The following is a 14,642-nucleotide window of genomic DNA, read 5'->3' as shown; positions in this document are numbered from 1 at the left end:
GACTAGAATGATAGTCATCAAAGCACCTAAAATGGCGACAACGATCGCTAATTCGATAAGAGTGAATCCTTTTCTCCGTTTGTTTCCCGTTTTCAAAGTCGGTTCTCCTATTTCTATTGTTATATACCTTGTAAATTCTGGGTCAAGCTGAACATCGGAACAATGATCGCCGCCATAATGATACCGATCGCAAAACCCATAAAAACGAGCATCAGTGGCTCGATTGCTTGGGTTGCATTTTTCAAAGCGGAATCCACTTCTTGGTCATAAATCTCTGCGAGTTTATTTAACATCTCAGGAACTCGGTCCGACACTTCTCCAGCGGACATCATACCTATAACTAGTTGCGGCAATATCTCTGACCCAGTGAAGGCAGCAGAAAGTTTCTCTCCTTCTCGAATTCTTTCGCAAGCATTTCGTATTTCTTGTCCAAAAACCGAATGGTTAACGATTTGTTCTACAATTTGGAGAGAAATAATCAGAGGTACTCTGTTTGTAAGAAGGATTCCAAGGTTCCTCGCAAAATTGGATATAAGTACTTTTTTATTGAGGGTTCGGATGATCGGGATCCTAAGAACGAACTTCTCCCATTTTTCCTTACCTTCCGGAGTGGATTTATAAAAGAAGAAGCCAACAACTCCAGCGCCAATCATGGGAAAGATCAAAAACCAATATCCGGTTAGAATTCTAGAACTTCCAATCACGATCTGAGTAATTAAAGGAAGTGTAGCATTGAACTCTATGAATAGATGTTCGATCTGAGGAACAACTGTAGTAAGTAGGAATATGATTACGATCTGTAAAAGGCAGAAAATAATTCCAGGATATACAAGCGCTGTTGTGACCTTGCCTTTTAGTTGTAGGTTTTTTTCTTCCATCTCTGCAAGACGCATGAGTGCAGTCTCATAATCACCAGTTCTTTCTCCTACGGAAACAAGAGAAGGATACTGATTTGGAAATACATCCGGATGTTTTCTCATCGAATCGGATAAGGAACTTCCTTCCGTAATATCCGCTTGCATTGCGATCACTACTTTTCTGAAAACTTCGTGATCAGTTTGTTCAATGATACTAGAAAGAGATTTGTCTAGAGGAATTCCTGCACCTAAAAGAGTTCCGAGCTGTCTGGAAAAAAGACCAATGATCTTTTTAGGAACTCTATAAAGAAGTTTTGCTAAGAATGGAAAAAGTTCTCTGTCCTTTCTTTCCGCATCTTCGGAAATTTGACGAACGTAAAAACCTTTGGATTTAAGTTTAGCTCTTGCGGATTGGATATTGGGGGCATCTATAATCCCCTTCTCTTCCTTTCCTTTTTTGTTAAATGCAGTATAAGTATAAAGTGCCATGGAAGGAAAACTTAAGTAACCCTTAGGACTTCATCCGGGGTTGTGATTCCATCCAATACTTTTCGGATCCCATAATCTCTCATGGTTGCGAATCCACTTTCTAAGGCAACATCATTGATCTTATTCGTATCAGATCCGGCTAGGATTGCATTTTTGATCTTACTGTCTATGATCAGAAGTTCGTAAACCCCTGTTCTTCCTTTAAACCCAGTGTTCATACAATGAGAACAACCTTTTCCCTTGTACAAAACTCCGCCTTTTAGATCCTTTTTGGCAATTCCGATAGATTCCAATTCCTGAGGTGTAGGCTTATAAGAAGTTTTACATTCTTTGCATATAGTTCTTACAAGTCGTTGGGCCATAAATCCCAATACTGTAGAAGTAATAAGATAAGGTTCAATTCCCATATCCACGAGTCTTGTTGCGGCAGACGCGGCATCATTCGTGTGCAAAGTAGAGAATACTAAGTGACCTGTTAAGGAAGCTTGGATTGCGATCCTTGCAGTTTCCTCATCCCGGATCTCCCCCACCATGATCACGTCAGGGTCCTGACGTAGAATTGCTCTGAGTCCTGTTGCAAATGTGAGTCCAATCTTCTCCTGCATCTGCATTTGAGAAACACCATCAATCTGATATTCCACTGGGTCTTCGCAGGTGATGATATTTCTTTCTTCAGTATTCAACTCTGTAAGAGCAGAATATAACGTGGTGGATTTACCGGATCCTGTAGGGCCAGTTACTAAGATAATACCGTGTGGTTCGTAGATAAGAGTACGAAGTGTTTTGACAAGATCCGGATAAAATCCCATTGTCTCGAGGGAATATTTCTGGTCGGTTTTATTCAAGAGACGCATAACGATACGTTCTCCGAACTGACAAGGAATTGTAGAAACCCGGATGTCCACATCCTTTCCCGCAAGTCTAAGTTTGATCCTACCGTCTTGAGGTAATCTGTTCTCTGCAATGTTCAGGTTGGACATGATCTTAATACGAGAGGTGATACCAGCGTGATAAGATTTTGGAGGAGTTAATACGTTATGAAGAATACCATCTATCCTGTATCGAACCACTAGACTTTTTTCGTAAGGTTCTACGTGAATATCCGAAGCTCTTTCGTTTACTGCCTGAGAAAGGATCACGTTCACCATCTTGATGATGGGAGCATCATCAGAAAGGTCTATTGTCTCGTTGTCGAAACCTTCTGCGAGTTCCGAGAAACTACCTTCCATTTCATTCAACATATCCTTCGCGGCAGCGGAGGTAGTATCGAATTGGGAGTGAATAAGTCTCATCACTTCCGGTTCAGGAGCGAGTATGAATTCTATTTTAAATTCTTTTAATGCGGAGCGAACATCATCCATTGGGTGAAGATCCGTAGGATCAGACACCGCAATTTTAACGTTTTTCTTATTTAGTTCGAATGGAACTATTTTACTTTTTTGGATGAGTTTTAGAGGGATACGGTCGTAAACTTCTTCCATTCCCTTGAAATCCAGTTTTTCCCTGAATTCCATTTTGTATAAACGGGCCATCGCCTTGAGAACGTCTACTTCTCCGGCGATCCCTTTTTTCTGAAGAATATGTCCTAGGGGTAAATGATTCTTTTTTTGTAGTTTGAGAGAGTCTTCAAGATCCTTGGCGGATATGACCCCGTCTTCTACAAGAATATCACCTAGAGTTTTCAATGTATTATTCTCCGCGTTCCTTAATGGTGGCTTCCTTGTTTAGAACCCTTTCCCTTTCAATTTCATATCTTTCTTGCTGTAACTTCTTCTTAACAGTCATCTTATCAGCAAGTTCACGATTATCCAAGATATGTGGAGTGATAAAAACCATTAAATTGGTCTTTTTTAATTGTTCAGTAGTTCTACGGAAGATCCAACCTAGATAAGGAATATCTCCGAGTAACGGGATCTTGATCAGACGTTTTTGTTTATCGTTGGAGATCAAACCCCCGATCACAATCGTTTGTCTATTATCTATAGTGATAGTAGTCTTCACTTCCCTTCTGTTGAAGGTTGGGTTTCCTCCCGCGAGTGCGATAGAGGCAATGTTTTTGATCTCTTGTAAAAGATCTAATGTGATACGGTTATTCTTATTCACGTGAGGAGTGAATTTTAACTTAATACCGGTTGGACGATATTCGTAGTTGTCCACAGTCACTGCGTTTGCGCCACCGAGACCTGCGTTACGGCTTTGGGTCCTAACTGGAACGTCCTGTCCTACGTTGATCTCAGCTTCTTGGTTATCCAATGTGAGAACTTGTGGAGCAGACAATACGTTGAAATTTTCATTTCCTTGGTTTGCACTTAAGATACCTAAGATCTGTTGCGCACCTGCTTGGACGAAACCAAGAGAGAAACCTGATAAAGTGTTTAGGTTCGGGTTGATCCTACCACTGGAGTTAATGATATTTCCTTCTTTGGCAAGTCCTGAGTTGAACTGGCTATAAGGACCCTGTCCTTGGAATCTCCAGTCAATACCGAAGTCATTAGTATCTGTAGAAGAAAGTTCTACGATCAATACTTCTAATAGAACTTGTTTTCTGGCAGCATCTAAAACTCGAATAATTTTACGGATCTCATTCCATTCTGCTTCAGTTGCAGTTACGATGACTGAGTTAGATTCTTTATGAGCAACTGCCTTGATCTTTTCTACTTTAGGAGCAGGAGGAGGCGGTGCACCTGGCGTTCCACTTGGAAGAGGTTGGTCTCCAACAACTGGATTATCCAATTTGATCAGAGTAGCCGCTATCTTCTCCGCTTCATTAAATTCTAAAGTATAAATATGAACATCACCCGCAGAAGAAACTGCTCCAGGTGTGGATTCATCCGGTCTTACATCTAACTCATTTACTAAAGTGAGAAGTTTATTAATGTCTGCTGTAGAACCGGAAAGTACGATTGTATTCGTATTTCTATAAACAATAATATCTGTATTAGGAGAAGTTAATCTTTTTAAGATAGGCTCTAATTCTTCCGGTTTTACATTTTCTACCGGAATGATCTGTGTGATGATACGATTATCTAATGCTTCCGTTTCAGGAATAGGATCCTTACCTACTCTCACATAAGGAGATCTGGCAAGTGCATCTTTTAATTTTACGATAGTGATCAGATCTACTTCTTCTACGATCGCAAATCCCATAGATTCCAAAACTGCTTTCATGAATGGAAACGCATTTTTGATTGGGATCTCTTTTTGGGAGATGATTGTGATCTTCTTACCTTTTAAACTTTCATCCAAAAGAATGTTTTTCTTTAGGATCGCGCTCATCCCTTTTAGAAAATCATTAAGTTCTGTATCTCTCCAGTTAGCATAAAAGGTTTTTTCCCTTGTATCTTCTGCAGGCGGGGTCGCACTTCTTTTAGTTCCCTTTTTAGAAGCCTGGGAAAATACATCTTCATTCACCGAAAGAAGAAGTAAAAACGCAAATGTTGCGTTTCTTAAATATCTGGATCGTAAATCTATTTTGCGCATTTAATCTTTAATTCCGGATGATGAATTCATAGGACAATATCTTGCCCATTCTCTCTACGTCTACGGATACTTTATCGGCCGTTTTCAAGGAATTCCATATTTCCATCATTTTCACCGTATCGTTTAAGGGCATTCCGTTTACCCGTCGCACCACATCTCCGGTCCTAGCTCCCAAAGAATAAAAAATATGATCGCTGCCGATGCTGTAAATTTTGTAACCCGCGATCGTGTTATTTTCCAAATAAGGACCAAACTTTCCCTTATAAAGTTCAGCTACGTTCGCTAATTTCCTATTCACATCCTGTCTGGACAGAATTTTACGAACTGTATCGGCAGCAGGCGGACCTCCAGGGACATCAGCCTGAGCTCCTAATTTAGCCCTGGCTTCTCCTGGTGTTTGGCCTATCTCCACTTTGAGAGATTGGCCTCCTTTTTCCAAAACTACATGGTTCAGTAGAATGGATTTTACCTTATATCCTCCAACCGCGTCCCCCATTGCGAATTCTTCCGCGCTTTGTTTCCCTTTTTCTAAAATAGTAACTCTGGCAAAGCTCCAGTGACCGCTTAAGGTTCCTGTGATCCTCATTTCCTCGCCTTCTCCGGTATCTGGAGGAGCTCCAGGAGTTCCGTCTACACCTGCAGGAGTTTCTCCAGGAGGAGGAGCGAGACTCCCCCTAAATAAAGAACCAGTTACCATCTCCTTGGACATTTCGATGGTGATAGAATTTTCTGCGACCGGTCTTCTTGGCGCCGAAGTGGAGGAACCTGTTTGCACATTAGGGGTCAAAAAAAGTAGAAGTATCCCTCTACAAAGATATGCCAGAGAGAAGGAGAAAAATATCACGACAGGGATCAGAACATAGAATGTATGTTTTCTGAATTCGATAAAAATTGCGTTCATTGCGCCCTTCGGATATTCTCAAGGAATCATTCTAAAAAAGCCGGACCTCAAACTATGGTCTCGGCTTTTTGAAAGATGATCGGTTATTAAAGTTTTGCTACTTTGCCTGGGTCCAGGTTTGTAACAATTTTTAAGGTCTTCCTAAGTGCCACCTCAGGGTTTATCCTTTTTCCGTTATAGAACACCTCGAAATGGAGATGGGAACCTGTGGCGGAGCCTGTACGACCTACGGCACCTATGACCGTGCCAGCTTTCACTTTCGTTCCCTCTTCCACTGTAATTTTAGCGCAATGCGCATACATGGTTCTATAGCCGTTCGGATGATCTACGATGACTGAGTTTCCGTAACCGCCGTTAACTCCAGCAAAACTTACTACTCCATCTGCGGAAGCGAGTATTGGTGCTCCTTGAGGGCCAGCCATATCTATGCCTGTATGGTAACCTCCTCCGCCTGTGTGGAATGGATCTTTTCTTTTACCATATCTGGAAGAAAATCTAGCACCTAAAACTGGAGTGATGAATACTCTTTTGTATTCTATCTTTTGGCGAGAAGCATTTCCCACTTTTACAGGAACACTTAAGCTCTGCCCTACTTTTAAAACAGAACCTTTATTTAAACCATTTGCTTCTGTAATTTTAGCAGCAGTGGTCTTTAAGGATTTAGCAATCCTGAATAAAGTATCCTTAGGTTTTACAATATAGGATTTTATAATAAAGCCGCTTTGGCTAACTATCTTGGAAGAAACAATTGGATTGATGCTAATAAAGGAAGGAAGTTCCAGATTGGATTTATCCTTATTATAGCTAAGAGAAGAATATTTGTCTTCTTGCCATTCTTCCGGAGATTGGGAGAATAATTGTTTGATCTTACGTTCTTCTTTATCTGTAAAAAAAGAAGAGTCCTTATTCGCGTAATCGTTGATCGCGTTTTCGTAATTTTTGAGAGGATCGGCCGATAAAGCCGAAGCCACCATGGCGGATATAATGGGAAGGCAAAGAATCGTCCGTTTCACATATTTAATATCGGCCGCATCGGGATGCCTTCTTGAACCTAGGGGGGAACGACGGCTACTTTTTCTTTTTATATTCCGTGAGCTCATTTGCAACGATCTTATCCAAATCCTCTATACTGATGGTCTTTTTATCTAAATCATCGTTCACCTGATAGGCAATCAGCCTGCCGATAGCATGTTCCCTTTTCTGGTCTGCAGGGAAACATTTTACTTTAACCAGGGAAGGAGTCGATTCGATATAGATTCGGACCAACATTCCCTTCTTAAAAGTTTCGGTCATAGAGACTTTTGTGTCTTTTTTGAGGCTGTATATCTTATCTTGGTAATGTTCGTTGATCTCGAATAACTTCTCTTTTTTGATCAGTCTGGCCCCACACTGTATGGTAAATAGAGCCAGTAAAAAAGCGAAGAATCGCACCATTTCATGCATAACTTACTGAACGTCCGGAAGTGATAAACTAGTTTTTAGAAAAAAAGCGCGAGGCCCGAATTTTTCCGCACATGTCCAGGTTATGGAGACATGTAAACTGACCAAATTTTTGGGAGCCTCCCTGGAGGGAATGCTTCCCTTTCCAGTATCCGTAGAGATCAACATCAAAAGAGGGATCCCAAGGTTCCTGATCACAGGACTTCCGAGCACTTCCATCAAAGAATCTTCCGATAGGATCAGGATTGCGATAGAGAACAGTGGATTCGAATATTCTCTCCAGAATATTTTGGTCCATCTTGCTCCTGCTGGCAGAAAAAAAGAAGGGACATACTTAGATCTTCCAATCGCGGCAGGGATTTTGTATTTAACGGAGCAATTACCTTCTTCTCAAAAACTAGAACAGTTTCTCTTCTTAGGAGAATTGGGACTGGATGGTTCTGTAAGACCATTAAAGGGAATTCTTCCTATACTTTCCGGCCTTGCGAACCTAGGTTTTACTGCCGCGGTTGTTCCTTTTGAAAATAGGAAAGAAGCTTCCATACTCGGAAAATTTCCGATCTATGCAATCTCTCATCTAAAAGATTTGGTCTCTCTGGCTAAAGGAGAAATTAAACCTGAATCAAAAGGTGAGATAAAAATCAGATCAGATATTCTTCCTTGGAAATCTGAATTTCATAAAAGTCAATTGCCTGCGATAAGAGCGATTCAGATTGCAAGTGCAGGATTTCATCATTGTTTGCTGTCTGGTCCACCGGGTGCTGGAAAAACAATGCTTTCAAAATTGGCTTACGGATTTCTTCCTAGGATCCAAGAGAAGGAAGGAATAGAATTATTAGGAATACATTCTTTACAGGAGATACTTTCAGACACTGAAGTAGAAAGGCCGTTTAGAAGCCCTCACCATACAACATCAGATATCTCACTCGTTGGGGGTTCGAGTAGTTTAAGAATGGGAGAAGTTTCCCTGTCCAGTAACGGAATACTATTCTTAGACGAACTATCTGAATTCCATTCTAGAAATTTACAAGCGTTAAGAGAACCAATGGAAGAAGGAAAGATTACACTTTCCAGGATCAGAGGTTCTATCACCTACCCCGCTTCTTTTTTGTTTATTGGCGCTACCAATCCTTGTCCCTGTGGATATTACCAAAGCTTAATAAAAGAATGCACATGTAGTGTTGCAAGTATCAGAAACTACCAATCTACATTTAACGGACCGTTTTTAGATCGGATCGAAATATTCTATCATCTAGGGTTTTCTGGAAGTACTGATGGAGATAAAATTTCCATAAATTTAAAATCGATCCGAGATTCTATCCAGTCTGCAGCAGACATGCAGCGCAGAAGATTATTCAGAGAAACAGGAAAACTCTATAATGGAAGATTAAGAGGAGAAGAAGTAGAAAGAATGATCCCTCTTTCCAAGGAATGTGAATCCAACTTTTGGAAAGCGGTTCACAAACAAAAGTTCAGCATTCGTAAGGCGGCTCATTTTAGAAAAGTGGCGAGGACGATTGCAGATTTAGAAGGTTCTGAGGATGTTCTTTTGAGGAATTTGGAGGAGGCCCTTGTTTTCCTGAATTCCGGATGGTCTCCGGAAAACAGGGCCGTAACCTAATTTGTTCTTTCGACGGTTTTATTTTTGTGGTTACTTTGACAGGAAATGCGAGAGTTCCATAGCGATCTTATCGATTGCGAAATCAATGTAGTTTTCGTCCTCGATCTTCTTCTTATAGTCCTCGAATTTCCGCTTCTTGATTGGAACTCCTCGTTTTCTCAGAATCACTGGGTCTGGCCCGAATGGATCGGACCCGGCCAAGTTGCCGAGAATTTGGATGCTTTTCATAGTTACTTCCTTGTAACGATTTAAGGTCCTCATCCTTGAGAACCCGCAGACAATTCGAAAATCGACTCGTTTTTCAAATCGCTTAACGATTGTTTTAGAATAGATTAAGATAATATTTCAGTTCCCTTTTTTCAGTAATTAAGGCCAGGGAGAAGGAGACAAAATGATCTCTAAAGGAAACGTTCCTGCTCAAATAATACTGAGCTGCCGTTTTCATTCTTCGGATCTTGACTTGAGTGAATATTTCCAAGGGGTGAAGCGGAGAAGTTCTGGCCCAGTACTTCACTTCTGTAAAATAAAGGACGTTTTCTTTCTCACTGATTATGTCGATTTCTCCCTTTCGGATCCGGAAGTTTCTTTCTAAAATCCTATGGCCTTGTTCATGAAGAAGTTCCGCAGCAATATTTTCTCCTTCTTTTCCTTTTAGCACTTTTCGTTTAGATGCAGATCCCATATAAAGACCTGTTTTTGAAAAGAAGAATGGAGAGAATATTTAGGATCTAAAAGTATAGATCCTAAAAAATTTTAAGAATTTGCAGTGGCTTCTTGCAGATCGAGGGCTTTGACAATGAACAAGTGATTTTCTTTCACCAGATCCACTAATACCAAGTTTCTCACAAAAGTCCCATATTCGTCTTTTATAATACGGATAGAAGGTCTTAAAGGTTTGTCTGCATTTGCAGCAAGAACGATCCCTACTCTTTTGTCTGAAAGTTCCACACAAGAACCTACTGGATACAAGGAGACTTGGTTTAGGAATGTGCGCACGATTTTTAGGTCAAACTTACCCACATCCATACTGATCATGGACTTGATTGCTTCGTGAGGGAGAACTCTTTGTCTATGAGGCCTATTTGTAATTAATGCAGAGAAATTATCAGCGATTGCATAAATTCTAGCATTCTCTTCGATTGCAGTGGCTGCGATCTTCTGAGGATAACCCTTTCCATCAAAACGTTCATGGTGTTGTAAAGCCACAACCGCCAAGCTATTCTTAATTTTGATCCTTTGGGTCAATACCTGATAACCTATGATAGTATGTTTTAAAATGGATTTGTACTCTTCGTCGGTGAGTTGGTCCGTCTTTTCGGAAATGGTTGCAGGAACTTTGGTCATTCCCACATCCGCTACTAAACAGGAAATTGCAAGATCTACCATTTTAGGACGGGAAAAGTCCAAAAGTTTTCCTATAATCAAAGCGTAGAATGTGGAAGTGGTAATCTGATTATATAGATAATACCCTGGGTTATTCATTCCAAGGATCAGATAAGAAAGATTATTATGGGTCCTTACAAAGTCAGCTAATGCCTCTCCCTGTTCTCTCACTGGACCAAAATCGAATACCTTATCGTCTGCAACTTTTCTATAAACGTCTTGTACTAATGCGAAAGTGTTTTTATATAAATTGGAAAATTGTACCTTAATACGGTTCAGGTTATCATAGATCCCCTTCAAAGGAAGAAGGTCCTCGTCTACGATGGTGCTAATGATAAAATCCTCTAATTGGGTTTCCAATCTTTCAGGATCCACATCGATGACTAGGATATCACCATGAGTTAATACCTCAGTGATACCAAATCTTTTCAAACGTTCCAAGTCCGAATCAGTAATCGGAGTATTGGAAGTGATGAACAGATTTTCTTTGTCCAGATAGACGGGCTTTGTAAATCTCATACCCGGCTTCAATTCGGACACGTTCAATTTTTTCATTTTTCAAATTCCCTTAATTTGCTTCCGCTTTTTGGCTGAGTACGAAAGCAAAAACACCCGCAACCGCTCTGTATAAATTTTCGGGGATTTCTTGTCCCACCTGTATCGGAGAAAGTGCCTCGGCCAAAGGAGCATCCTCCACTATAGGAACTCCGTGTCTCTTAGCCACACCCTTGATCTTTTCACCTAATAGGCCTTCTCCCTTGGCTAGGATTTTGGGGCCTTTATTTTCGTTCGGTGTAAATTTTAGGGCGATTCCGAATTTCACGCAGTCCATTCCCTTCTCTGTAAAGAGGGCTTATATTGTATCCTGAGTTCCTGGAATCTAACTCCCGATTCTTCCAAGAACTGCATGAATTTTTTACGATTCCGACCTATATGCAAGTACAATTTAGAACTAGTATAAATAGCAGTTAGAATCAGGTCCGATGCATCTTCTTTTTTCCAGTGGAACCTGTACAAACTTGGGCCGTCTTCTTTGGTCTCCATAAAGAGCACAAATATACGACCCGGATCGGTTCCACCCAAATATGCTTCCGCATTTCCGTCTTCCCATTCCCACTCGAAATAGGGAGTCTCCGATTTCCATTCAAAATGAGGAAAATAGCTTTTGAGGAAGGCCAAGATACTATCTTCGGTAATAGGACCTTCTTCTTTATGTAGTACCTTCTCCAAAACTCCAGTGAGTCCTTTTTCCAAGGGAGAAAATATTTTAGAATCGTCCTCTTCTAACGTTAGTTTCCTTTCCTGTATTTTCCATTCTGAACTATTACCACTTAAAGTCCGGGATAAAAGTAATTGTTCTCCTGTGAGAAGACTTGTTTTAGTTTCGGCTTCTAATGTTTCTCCTTTCCAGAGAAGTATTGCCTTTCCGTCCTTGGTACCTTCTTTGACCCAAACCCTGAAAAATGGAGCCTCTTTGGATTCGCCTTCGAATAATTCTGGATTTTGGAGTTTGGTAGAAGAGCCGACTAAAAATGAGATTTGATGAGATTCTGGGACTCTATCCGTCTTTCGGACCTGAGGATTTTGGTTTTTATCAATCGGATTGGGTGGAGGAATCGGAAGCATGGAATTTTTTAGTGAAAGACCTTCTGTGGATTCTTGCTAGTCCCAGATTCCGGATTGCTTCTTCATGTCCCGCACTTCCGTATCCTTTATGTCCTTCGAATCCATAGCCTGGAAACTTGGGAGCAATCGCTTTCATAAAACGATCTCGTTTTACTTTTGCGATAATGGATGCGGCCGCGATACTTGCGATCCTAGAATCTCCTTTTTTATAATAGTAAGACTGGCGTTTTACCTCTTCCGATTCCTTGTATTTGGAAAAATTATAGTTTCCGTCGATTAAGAGCAGAAGTTTTCTTCCGTTACTTTCTATCGGAGCTTGAGAGGCCTTTCTATAACATTTCAGTATACCTTCTAATACTGCCCTGTTGATCCCGTAACGATCTATATAGGTATGAGATAAGAATGCGTGGGCGACTCTGTGGGCGGTTTCCTGTATTTCTTGAAACAAAGATTCACGTTTGGATTCAGAGAGTTTTTTGGAATCGTTCAGTCCTTTTAAGATCTGACCAGCATAGATTTTTTCTAAAACCTCTGGAGAAAAAGAAACCATTCCTACGGATAGTGGACCTGCATACGGTCCTCTTCCGGCTTCGTCTATCCCGCAAGGAAGATGATCAGAAAAAAATTTCAATTCTTCCGGTTCAAAATTTGCGAGAAGCATGGGTTTTAGTTTTAAGGAAGGGGGTAAAAAGGAGAAAGAGAGAAGCTGCGGCAGAGAATTCCGCCGCAACACTATTAAAGATTCTTATTCTGCTGGAGTAGTTTCCGCAGTTGCAGCAGCAGCTTTTGCTTCTTCTGCAGTTTGGCGTTTTCTATCTTCTGCCACTAAGATTTTTCCGCCTTTCAACTCGCGAATACGAGCAGATTTTCCGGAACGTTCTCTTAAGAAGAATAGTTTAGAACGACGAACCTTACCTTTACGAACTAGTTCAATTTTAGCGATACGAGGAGAATAAAGTGGGAATACTCTCTCAACACCTACATCGTAAGAGATCCTACGAACAGTGAAAGATTTTCCGTTTCCGCCATTGGAGATGGAGATTACAACTCCCTCGTAAACCTGGACCCTTTCCTTGCCGGATTCTTGGATTTTATAATGGACCTTTACAGTGTCCCCAACATTAAAGTTCAGGGTACGATTTGCTTCTGTAGGAAGTCCGCCTTTTAAAAGTTCTTTCATAAATTCCTCGTAATATCAGGGTCGACTTTCTTTCGATTGGCATTGCGCCAAGATTCGATCGCCGCGTGGTTTCCGCCCAAGAGAATTTCAGGAACCTTCCAGCCATTGTAATCGGAAGGTTTCGTATATTGTGGATATTCTAAAATATCCCTTTCGTTATGAGATTCTTCTTCCAGGCTCTCTCGGTCGCCTAAAAAGCCGGGCAAAAGCCTAGACACAGCATCTGTAATACAGAGGCTAGCCAAATCTCCGGCTGAAATTACATAATTTCCAAGGGACAGTTCTATGTCAACAAGATGCTCTGTTACCCTGTGATCCACTCCTTCATAATATCCTGATATAAGAGTGATTGGTTTTTCGAGCTTAGAAAGTTTCTCTGCAACGTTCTGATCGAATGGAATTCCAGAAGGTGTAGTAAGAATTACGAGTCCTCTATCTTCTCCTAATGACTTTAATGCAAGGTCTATAGGTTCTACTTTTAAAAGCATTCCTGGACCACCGCCGTAAGGAGTGTCGTCTACCTTTAGATGTTTATTATTGGAGAAGTCTCTAAGATGTACAATATTAACGGAGAATACTCCCTTTTGGATCGCCTTCTCCTGTAGTCCTTCTGAAAAGTAAGCCTGGACTTTTGTGGGGAATAAGGTAATAAAATTAAATTTCATTCCAATCCTCAGGACTTATGACAACGATCTTACCTTCTTCTAAGATCACTTTTCCTACATGCTTTTCCACGTATGGAACTAAAACCTCGGAATCTTCTGTTTGAAAGACTAGAATAGAATGTGCCGGATTTTCTAGGATGTCGACCAATTCCCAACCAAGTTCTTTTCCATCTTCAGAGATAGCTTTTAGGCCTTTTAACTCGAATAGATAATATTCTTCGTTTTTGGATTTGGGAAAATGAGATCGATCGATATACAGTTTTCCGCCTGTTAAGGAGGAAGCTTCTTCTGGAGAATTGATACCTTCTAATTGTAAAAGTATCTTTCCTGATTGTATAGAAGATTTGAGGATCTTGATGGGAACAGGTTCCCTAGATGGAAATTCTAATATAGCTTGGAGGGGAAATTTGAGTTCCGGGACGGAACTGTCCTCTGCAACCAGTCGGACAAAACCCTTCAGTCCGAAGGGTTTTCCTAAATGTCCGGTTAGGATTCGAGTCTCAGTCAATAATTTCTAAGGAGAAATTTTTTCCGGCTTTGATGCAGGCTGCGGTTAAGATCGCTCTTAAAGACTTTGCGATCCTACCATTCTTGCCGATCACTTTCCCCACATCCTTCGGGGAAACCCGGAGTTCTAGGACGGTTTGTTCGTCGCCCTCGATTTCCTTTACGGAAATCTCCTCAGGATGATCTACTAGAGAAGTAACGATATAGCGGATCAGCTCTTCCATTACTTCTTCAGAGATTGTTTATATTCCGCCCAGATCCCCTCGTGTTTAATGAGGTTCAGAACGGTTCCGGTAGGTTGAGCACCTTTGCTGAGCCAGCCTATAATTTTCTCTTTATCCAGGACTGTTTGGCTTTTCACCTCTGCCGGGTGATAGTGTCCAAGAATATCGATAAATTTACCGTCTCTAGGGGAACGGGCATCTGCAGCCACGACCCGGTAGTGAGGGTTGTTTTTGGCTCCGGTTCTTTGTAGTCTGATCTTAACCAAAGT

At 41.0% G+C, this 14,642-nt stretch carries 19 protein-coding genes; 1 reads left to right on the top strand and 18 read right to left on the bottom strand.

From position 1 onward, the window contains the following. The 7 genes from CH362_RS10165 to CH362_RS10135 form a co-directional block, all read right to left on the bottom strand. Positions 1-96 (bottom strand): type IV pilin protein (locus CH362_RS10165; protein ID WP_125169717.1); only part of this gene is annotated, 96 nt, incomplete at its 3' end. A gap of 23 nt (positions 97-119) precedes the next feature. Beyond that, positions 120-1,346 (bottom strand): type II secretion system F family protein, encoded by a 1,227-nt coding sequence (locus CH362_RS10160; RefSeq protein ID WP_100710226.1) that lies wholly within the window; start codon positions 1,344-1,346, stop codon positions 120-122. A gap of 11 nt (positions 1,347-1,357) precedes the next feature. Continuing rightward, positions 1,358-3,031, bottom strand: a complete 1,674-nt coding sequence (gene gspE / locus CH362_RS10155) for a type II secretion system ATPase GspE (RefSeq protein WP_100710225.1) — start codon at positions 3,029-3,031, stop codon at positions 1,358-1,360. A gap of 4 nt (positions 3,032-3,035) precedes the next feature. After that, positions 3,036-4,826 carry a type II secretion system secretin GspD gene (gene gspD, locus CH362_RS10150; protein WP_100710224.1) on the bottom strand — a complete coding sequence of 597 codons (1,791 nt, stop codon included), beginning with the start codon at positions 4,824-4,826 and terminating at the stop codon, positions 3,036-3,038. Between the two features lie 7 nt (positions 4,827-4,833). Further along, positions 4,834-5,727, bottom strand: coding sequence for a general secretion pathway protein GspC (locus CH362_RS10145; protein ID WP_100710223.1), 894 nt, complete (start codon positions 5,725-5,727; stop codon positions 4,834-4,836). Positions 5,728-5,813: 86 nt separating this feature from the next. After that, complete coding sequence (locus CH362_RS10140) at positions 5,814-6,827, bottom strand: M23 family metallopeptidase (protein WP_425269038.1); 1,014 nt, start codon at positions 6,825-6,827, stop codon at positions 5,814-5,816. Then, the gene (locus tag CH362_RS10135; protein WP_100710221.1) at positions 6,796-7,170 is read right to left on the bottom strand and encodes a type II secretion system-associated lipoprotein; all 375 of its coding nucleotides are present in this window, start codon (positions 7,168-7,170) and stop codon (positions 6,796-6,798) included. The genes CH362_RS10140 and CH362_RS10135 overlap by 32 nt, the downstream gene beginning before the upstream one ends. Before the next feature lie 82 nt (positions 7,171-7,252). Here CH362_RS10135 and CH362_RS10130 point away from each other — a divergent pair, with 82 nt between their 5' ends. Continuing rightward, positions 7,253-8,788 (top strand): YifB family Mg chelatase-like AAA ATPase, encoded by a 1,536-nt coding sequence (locus CH362_RS10130; protein WP_100710220.1) that lies wholly within the window; start codon positions 7,253-7,255, stop codon positions 8,786-8,788. A gap of 30 nt (positions 8,789-8,818) precedes the next feature. Here CH362_RS10130 and CH362_RS10125 read toward each other — a convergent pair whose 3' ends face one another. The 11 genes from CH362_RS10125 to rpsP form a co-directional block, all read right to left on the bottom strand. Continuing rightward, a complete protein-coding gene (locus tag CH362_RS10125; RefSeq protein WP_008590301.1) occupies positions 8,819-9,016 on the bottom strand; it encodes a hypothetical protein in 198 nt (65 codons plus the stop codon). A 94-nt stretch (positions 9,017-9,110) separates the two neighbouring features. After that, a complete protein-coding gene (locus tag CH362_RS10120; protein WP_100710219.1) occupies positions 9,111-9,470 on the bottom strand; it encodes a YraN family protein in 360 nt (119 codons plus the stop codon). Positions 9,471-9,541: 71 nt separating this feature from the next. Further along, positions 9,542-10,726, bottom strand: a complete 1,185-nt coding sequence (locus CH362_RS10115) for an HD-GYP domain-containing protein (RefSeq protein WP_100710218.1) — start codon at positions 10,724-10,726, stop codon at positions 9,542-9,544. 13 nt (positions 10,727-10,739) lie between these two features. Beyond that, positions 10,740-11,003 (bottom strand): EscU/YscU/HrcU family type III secretion system export apparatus switch protein, encoded by a 264-nt coding sequence (locus CH362_RS10110; RefSeq protein ID WP_208859564.1) that lies wholly within the window; start codon positions 11,001-11,003, stop codon positions 10,740-10,742. Next, positions 10,991-11,797 carry a hypothetical protein gene (locus CH362_RS10105; protein ID WP_100710216.1) on the bottom strand — a complete coding sequence of 269 codons (807 nt, stop codon included), beginning with the start codon at positions 11,795-11,797 and terminating at the stop codon, positions 10,991-10,993. Before CH362_RS10105 ends, CH362_RS10110 begins: the two co-directional genes overlap by 13 nt. Further along, a complete protein-coding gene (locus CH362_RS10100; RefSeq protein WP_100710215.1) occupies positions 11,766-12,458 on the bottom strand; it encodes a ribonuclease HII in 693 nt (230 codons plus the stop codon). The genes CH362_RS10105 and CH362_RS10100 overlap by 32 nt, the downstream gene beginning before the upstream one ends. 84 nt (positions 12,459-12,542) lie before the next feature. Beyond that, positions 12,543-12,977 carry a 50S ribosomal protein L19 gene (gene rplS / locus CH362_RS10095; RefSeq protein WP_100710214.1) on the bottom strand — a complete coding sequence of 145 codons (435 nt, stop codon included), beginning with the start codon at positions 12,975-12,977 and terminating at the stop codon, positions 12,543-12,545. Further along, complete coding sequence (gene trmD, locus CH362_RS10090) at positions 12,974-13,642, bottom strand: tRNA (guanosine(37)-N1)-methyltransferase TrmD (RefSeq protein ID WP_100710213.1); 669 nt, start codon at positions 13,640-13,642, stop codon at positions 12,974-12,976. Before trmD ends, rplS begins: the two co-directional genes overlap by 4 nt. Next, the gene (rimM, locus tag CH362_RS10085) at positions 13,632-14,150 is read right to left on the bottom strand and encodes a ribosome maturation factor RimM (protein WP_100710212.1); all 519 of its coding nucleotides are present in this window, start codon (positions 14,148-14,150) and stop codon (positions 13,632-13,634) included. The genes trmD and rimM overlap by 11 nt, the downstream gene beginning before the upstream one ends. Then, on the bottom strand, positions 14,143-14,373 hold the full coding sequence (locus CH362_RS10080) for a KH domain-containing protein (RefSeq protein ID WP_100710211.1): 231 nt from the start codon (positions 14,371-14,373) through the stop codon (positions 14,143-14,145). Before CH362_RS10080 ends, rimM begins: the two co-directional genes overlap by 8 nt. Beyond that, the gene (gene rpsP, locus CH362_RS10075; protein WP_100710210.1) at positions 14,373-14,639 is read right to left on the bottom strand and encodes a 30S ribosomal protein S16; all 267 of its coding nucleotides are present in this window, start codon (positions 14,637-14,639) and stop codon (positions 14,373-14,375) included. Before rpsP ends, CH362_RS10080 begins: the two co-directional genes overlap by 1 nt. Between the last annotated feature and the right edge of the window lie 3 nt (positions 14,640-14,642).

Source organism: Leptospira saintgironsiae (assembly GCF_002811765.1).
Lineage (GTDB): Bacteria > Spirochaetota > Leptospiria > Leptospirales > Leptospiraceae > Leptospira_B > Leptospira_B saintgironsiae.
The sequence above is the reverse complement of the archived record's forward strand: the minus strand, read 5'-3'. Positions and strand labels throughout refer to the sequence as shown.

Bases quoted from the DNA above. Each gene is read 5' to 3' on its own strand.
- CH362_RS10160 (WP_100710226.1), bottom strand. From the start codon at position 1,346: ATGGCACTTTATACTTATACTGCATTTAACAAAAAAGGAAAGGAAGAG.
- gspD (WP_100710224.1), bottom strand. From the start codon at position 4,826: ATGCGCAAAATAGATTTACGATCCAGATATTTAAGAAACGCAACATTT.
- CH362_RS10145 (WP_100710223.1), bottom strand. From the start codon at position 5,727: ATGAACGCAATTTTTATCGAATTCAGAAAACATACATTCTATGTTCTG.
- CH362_RS10140 (WP_425269038.1), bottom strand. From the start codon at position 6,827: ATGAGCTCACGGAATATAAAAAGAAAAAGTAGCCGTCGTTCCCCCCTA.
- CH362_RS10135 (WP_100710221.1), bottom strand. From the start codon at position 7,170: ATGCATGAAATGGTGCGATTCTTCGCTTTTTTACTGGCTCTATTTACC.
- CH362_RS10130 (WP_100710220.1), top strand. From the start codon at position 7,253: ATGGAGACATGTAAACTGACCAAATTTTTGGGAGCCTCCCTGGAGGGA.
- CH362_RS10125 (WP_008590301.1), bottom strand. From the start codon at position 9,016: ATGAAAAGCATCCAAATTCTCGGCAACTTGGCCGGGTCCGATCCATTC.
- CH362_RS10120 (WP_100710219.1), bottom strand. From the start codon at position 9,470: ATGGGATCTGCATCTAAACGAAAAGTGCTAAAAGGAAAAGAAGGAGAA.
- CH362_RS10115 (WP_100710218.1), bottom strand. From the start codon at position 10,726: ATGAAAAAATTGAACGTGTCCGAATTGAAGCCGGGTATGAGATTTACA.
- CH362_RS10110 (WP_208859564.1), bottom strand. From the start codon at position 11,003: ATGGACTGCGTGAAATTCGGAATCGCCCTAAAATTTACACCGAACGAA.
- CH362_RS10105 (WP_100710216.1), bottom strand. From the start codon at position 11,797: ATGCTTCCGATTCCTCCACCCAATCCGATTGATAAAAACCAAAATCCT.
- CH362_RS10100 (WP_100710215.1), bottom strand. From the start codon at position 12,458: ATGCTTCTCGCAAATTTTGAACCGGAAGAATTGAAATTTTTTTCTGAT.
- rplS (WP_100710214.1), bottom strand. From the start codon at position 12,977: ATGAAAGAACTTTTAAAAGGCGGACTTCCTACAGAAGCAAATCGTACC.
- trmD (WP_100710213.1), bottom strand. From the start codon at position 13,642: ATGAAATTTAATTTTATTACCTTATTCCCCACAAAAGTCCAGGCTTAC.
- CH362_RS10080 (WP_100710211.1), bottom strand. From the start codon at position 14,373: ATGGAAGAGCTGATCCGCTATATCGTTACTTCTCTAGTAGATCATCCT.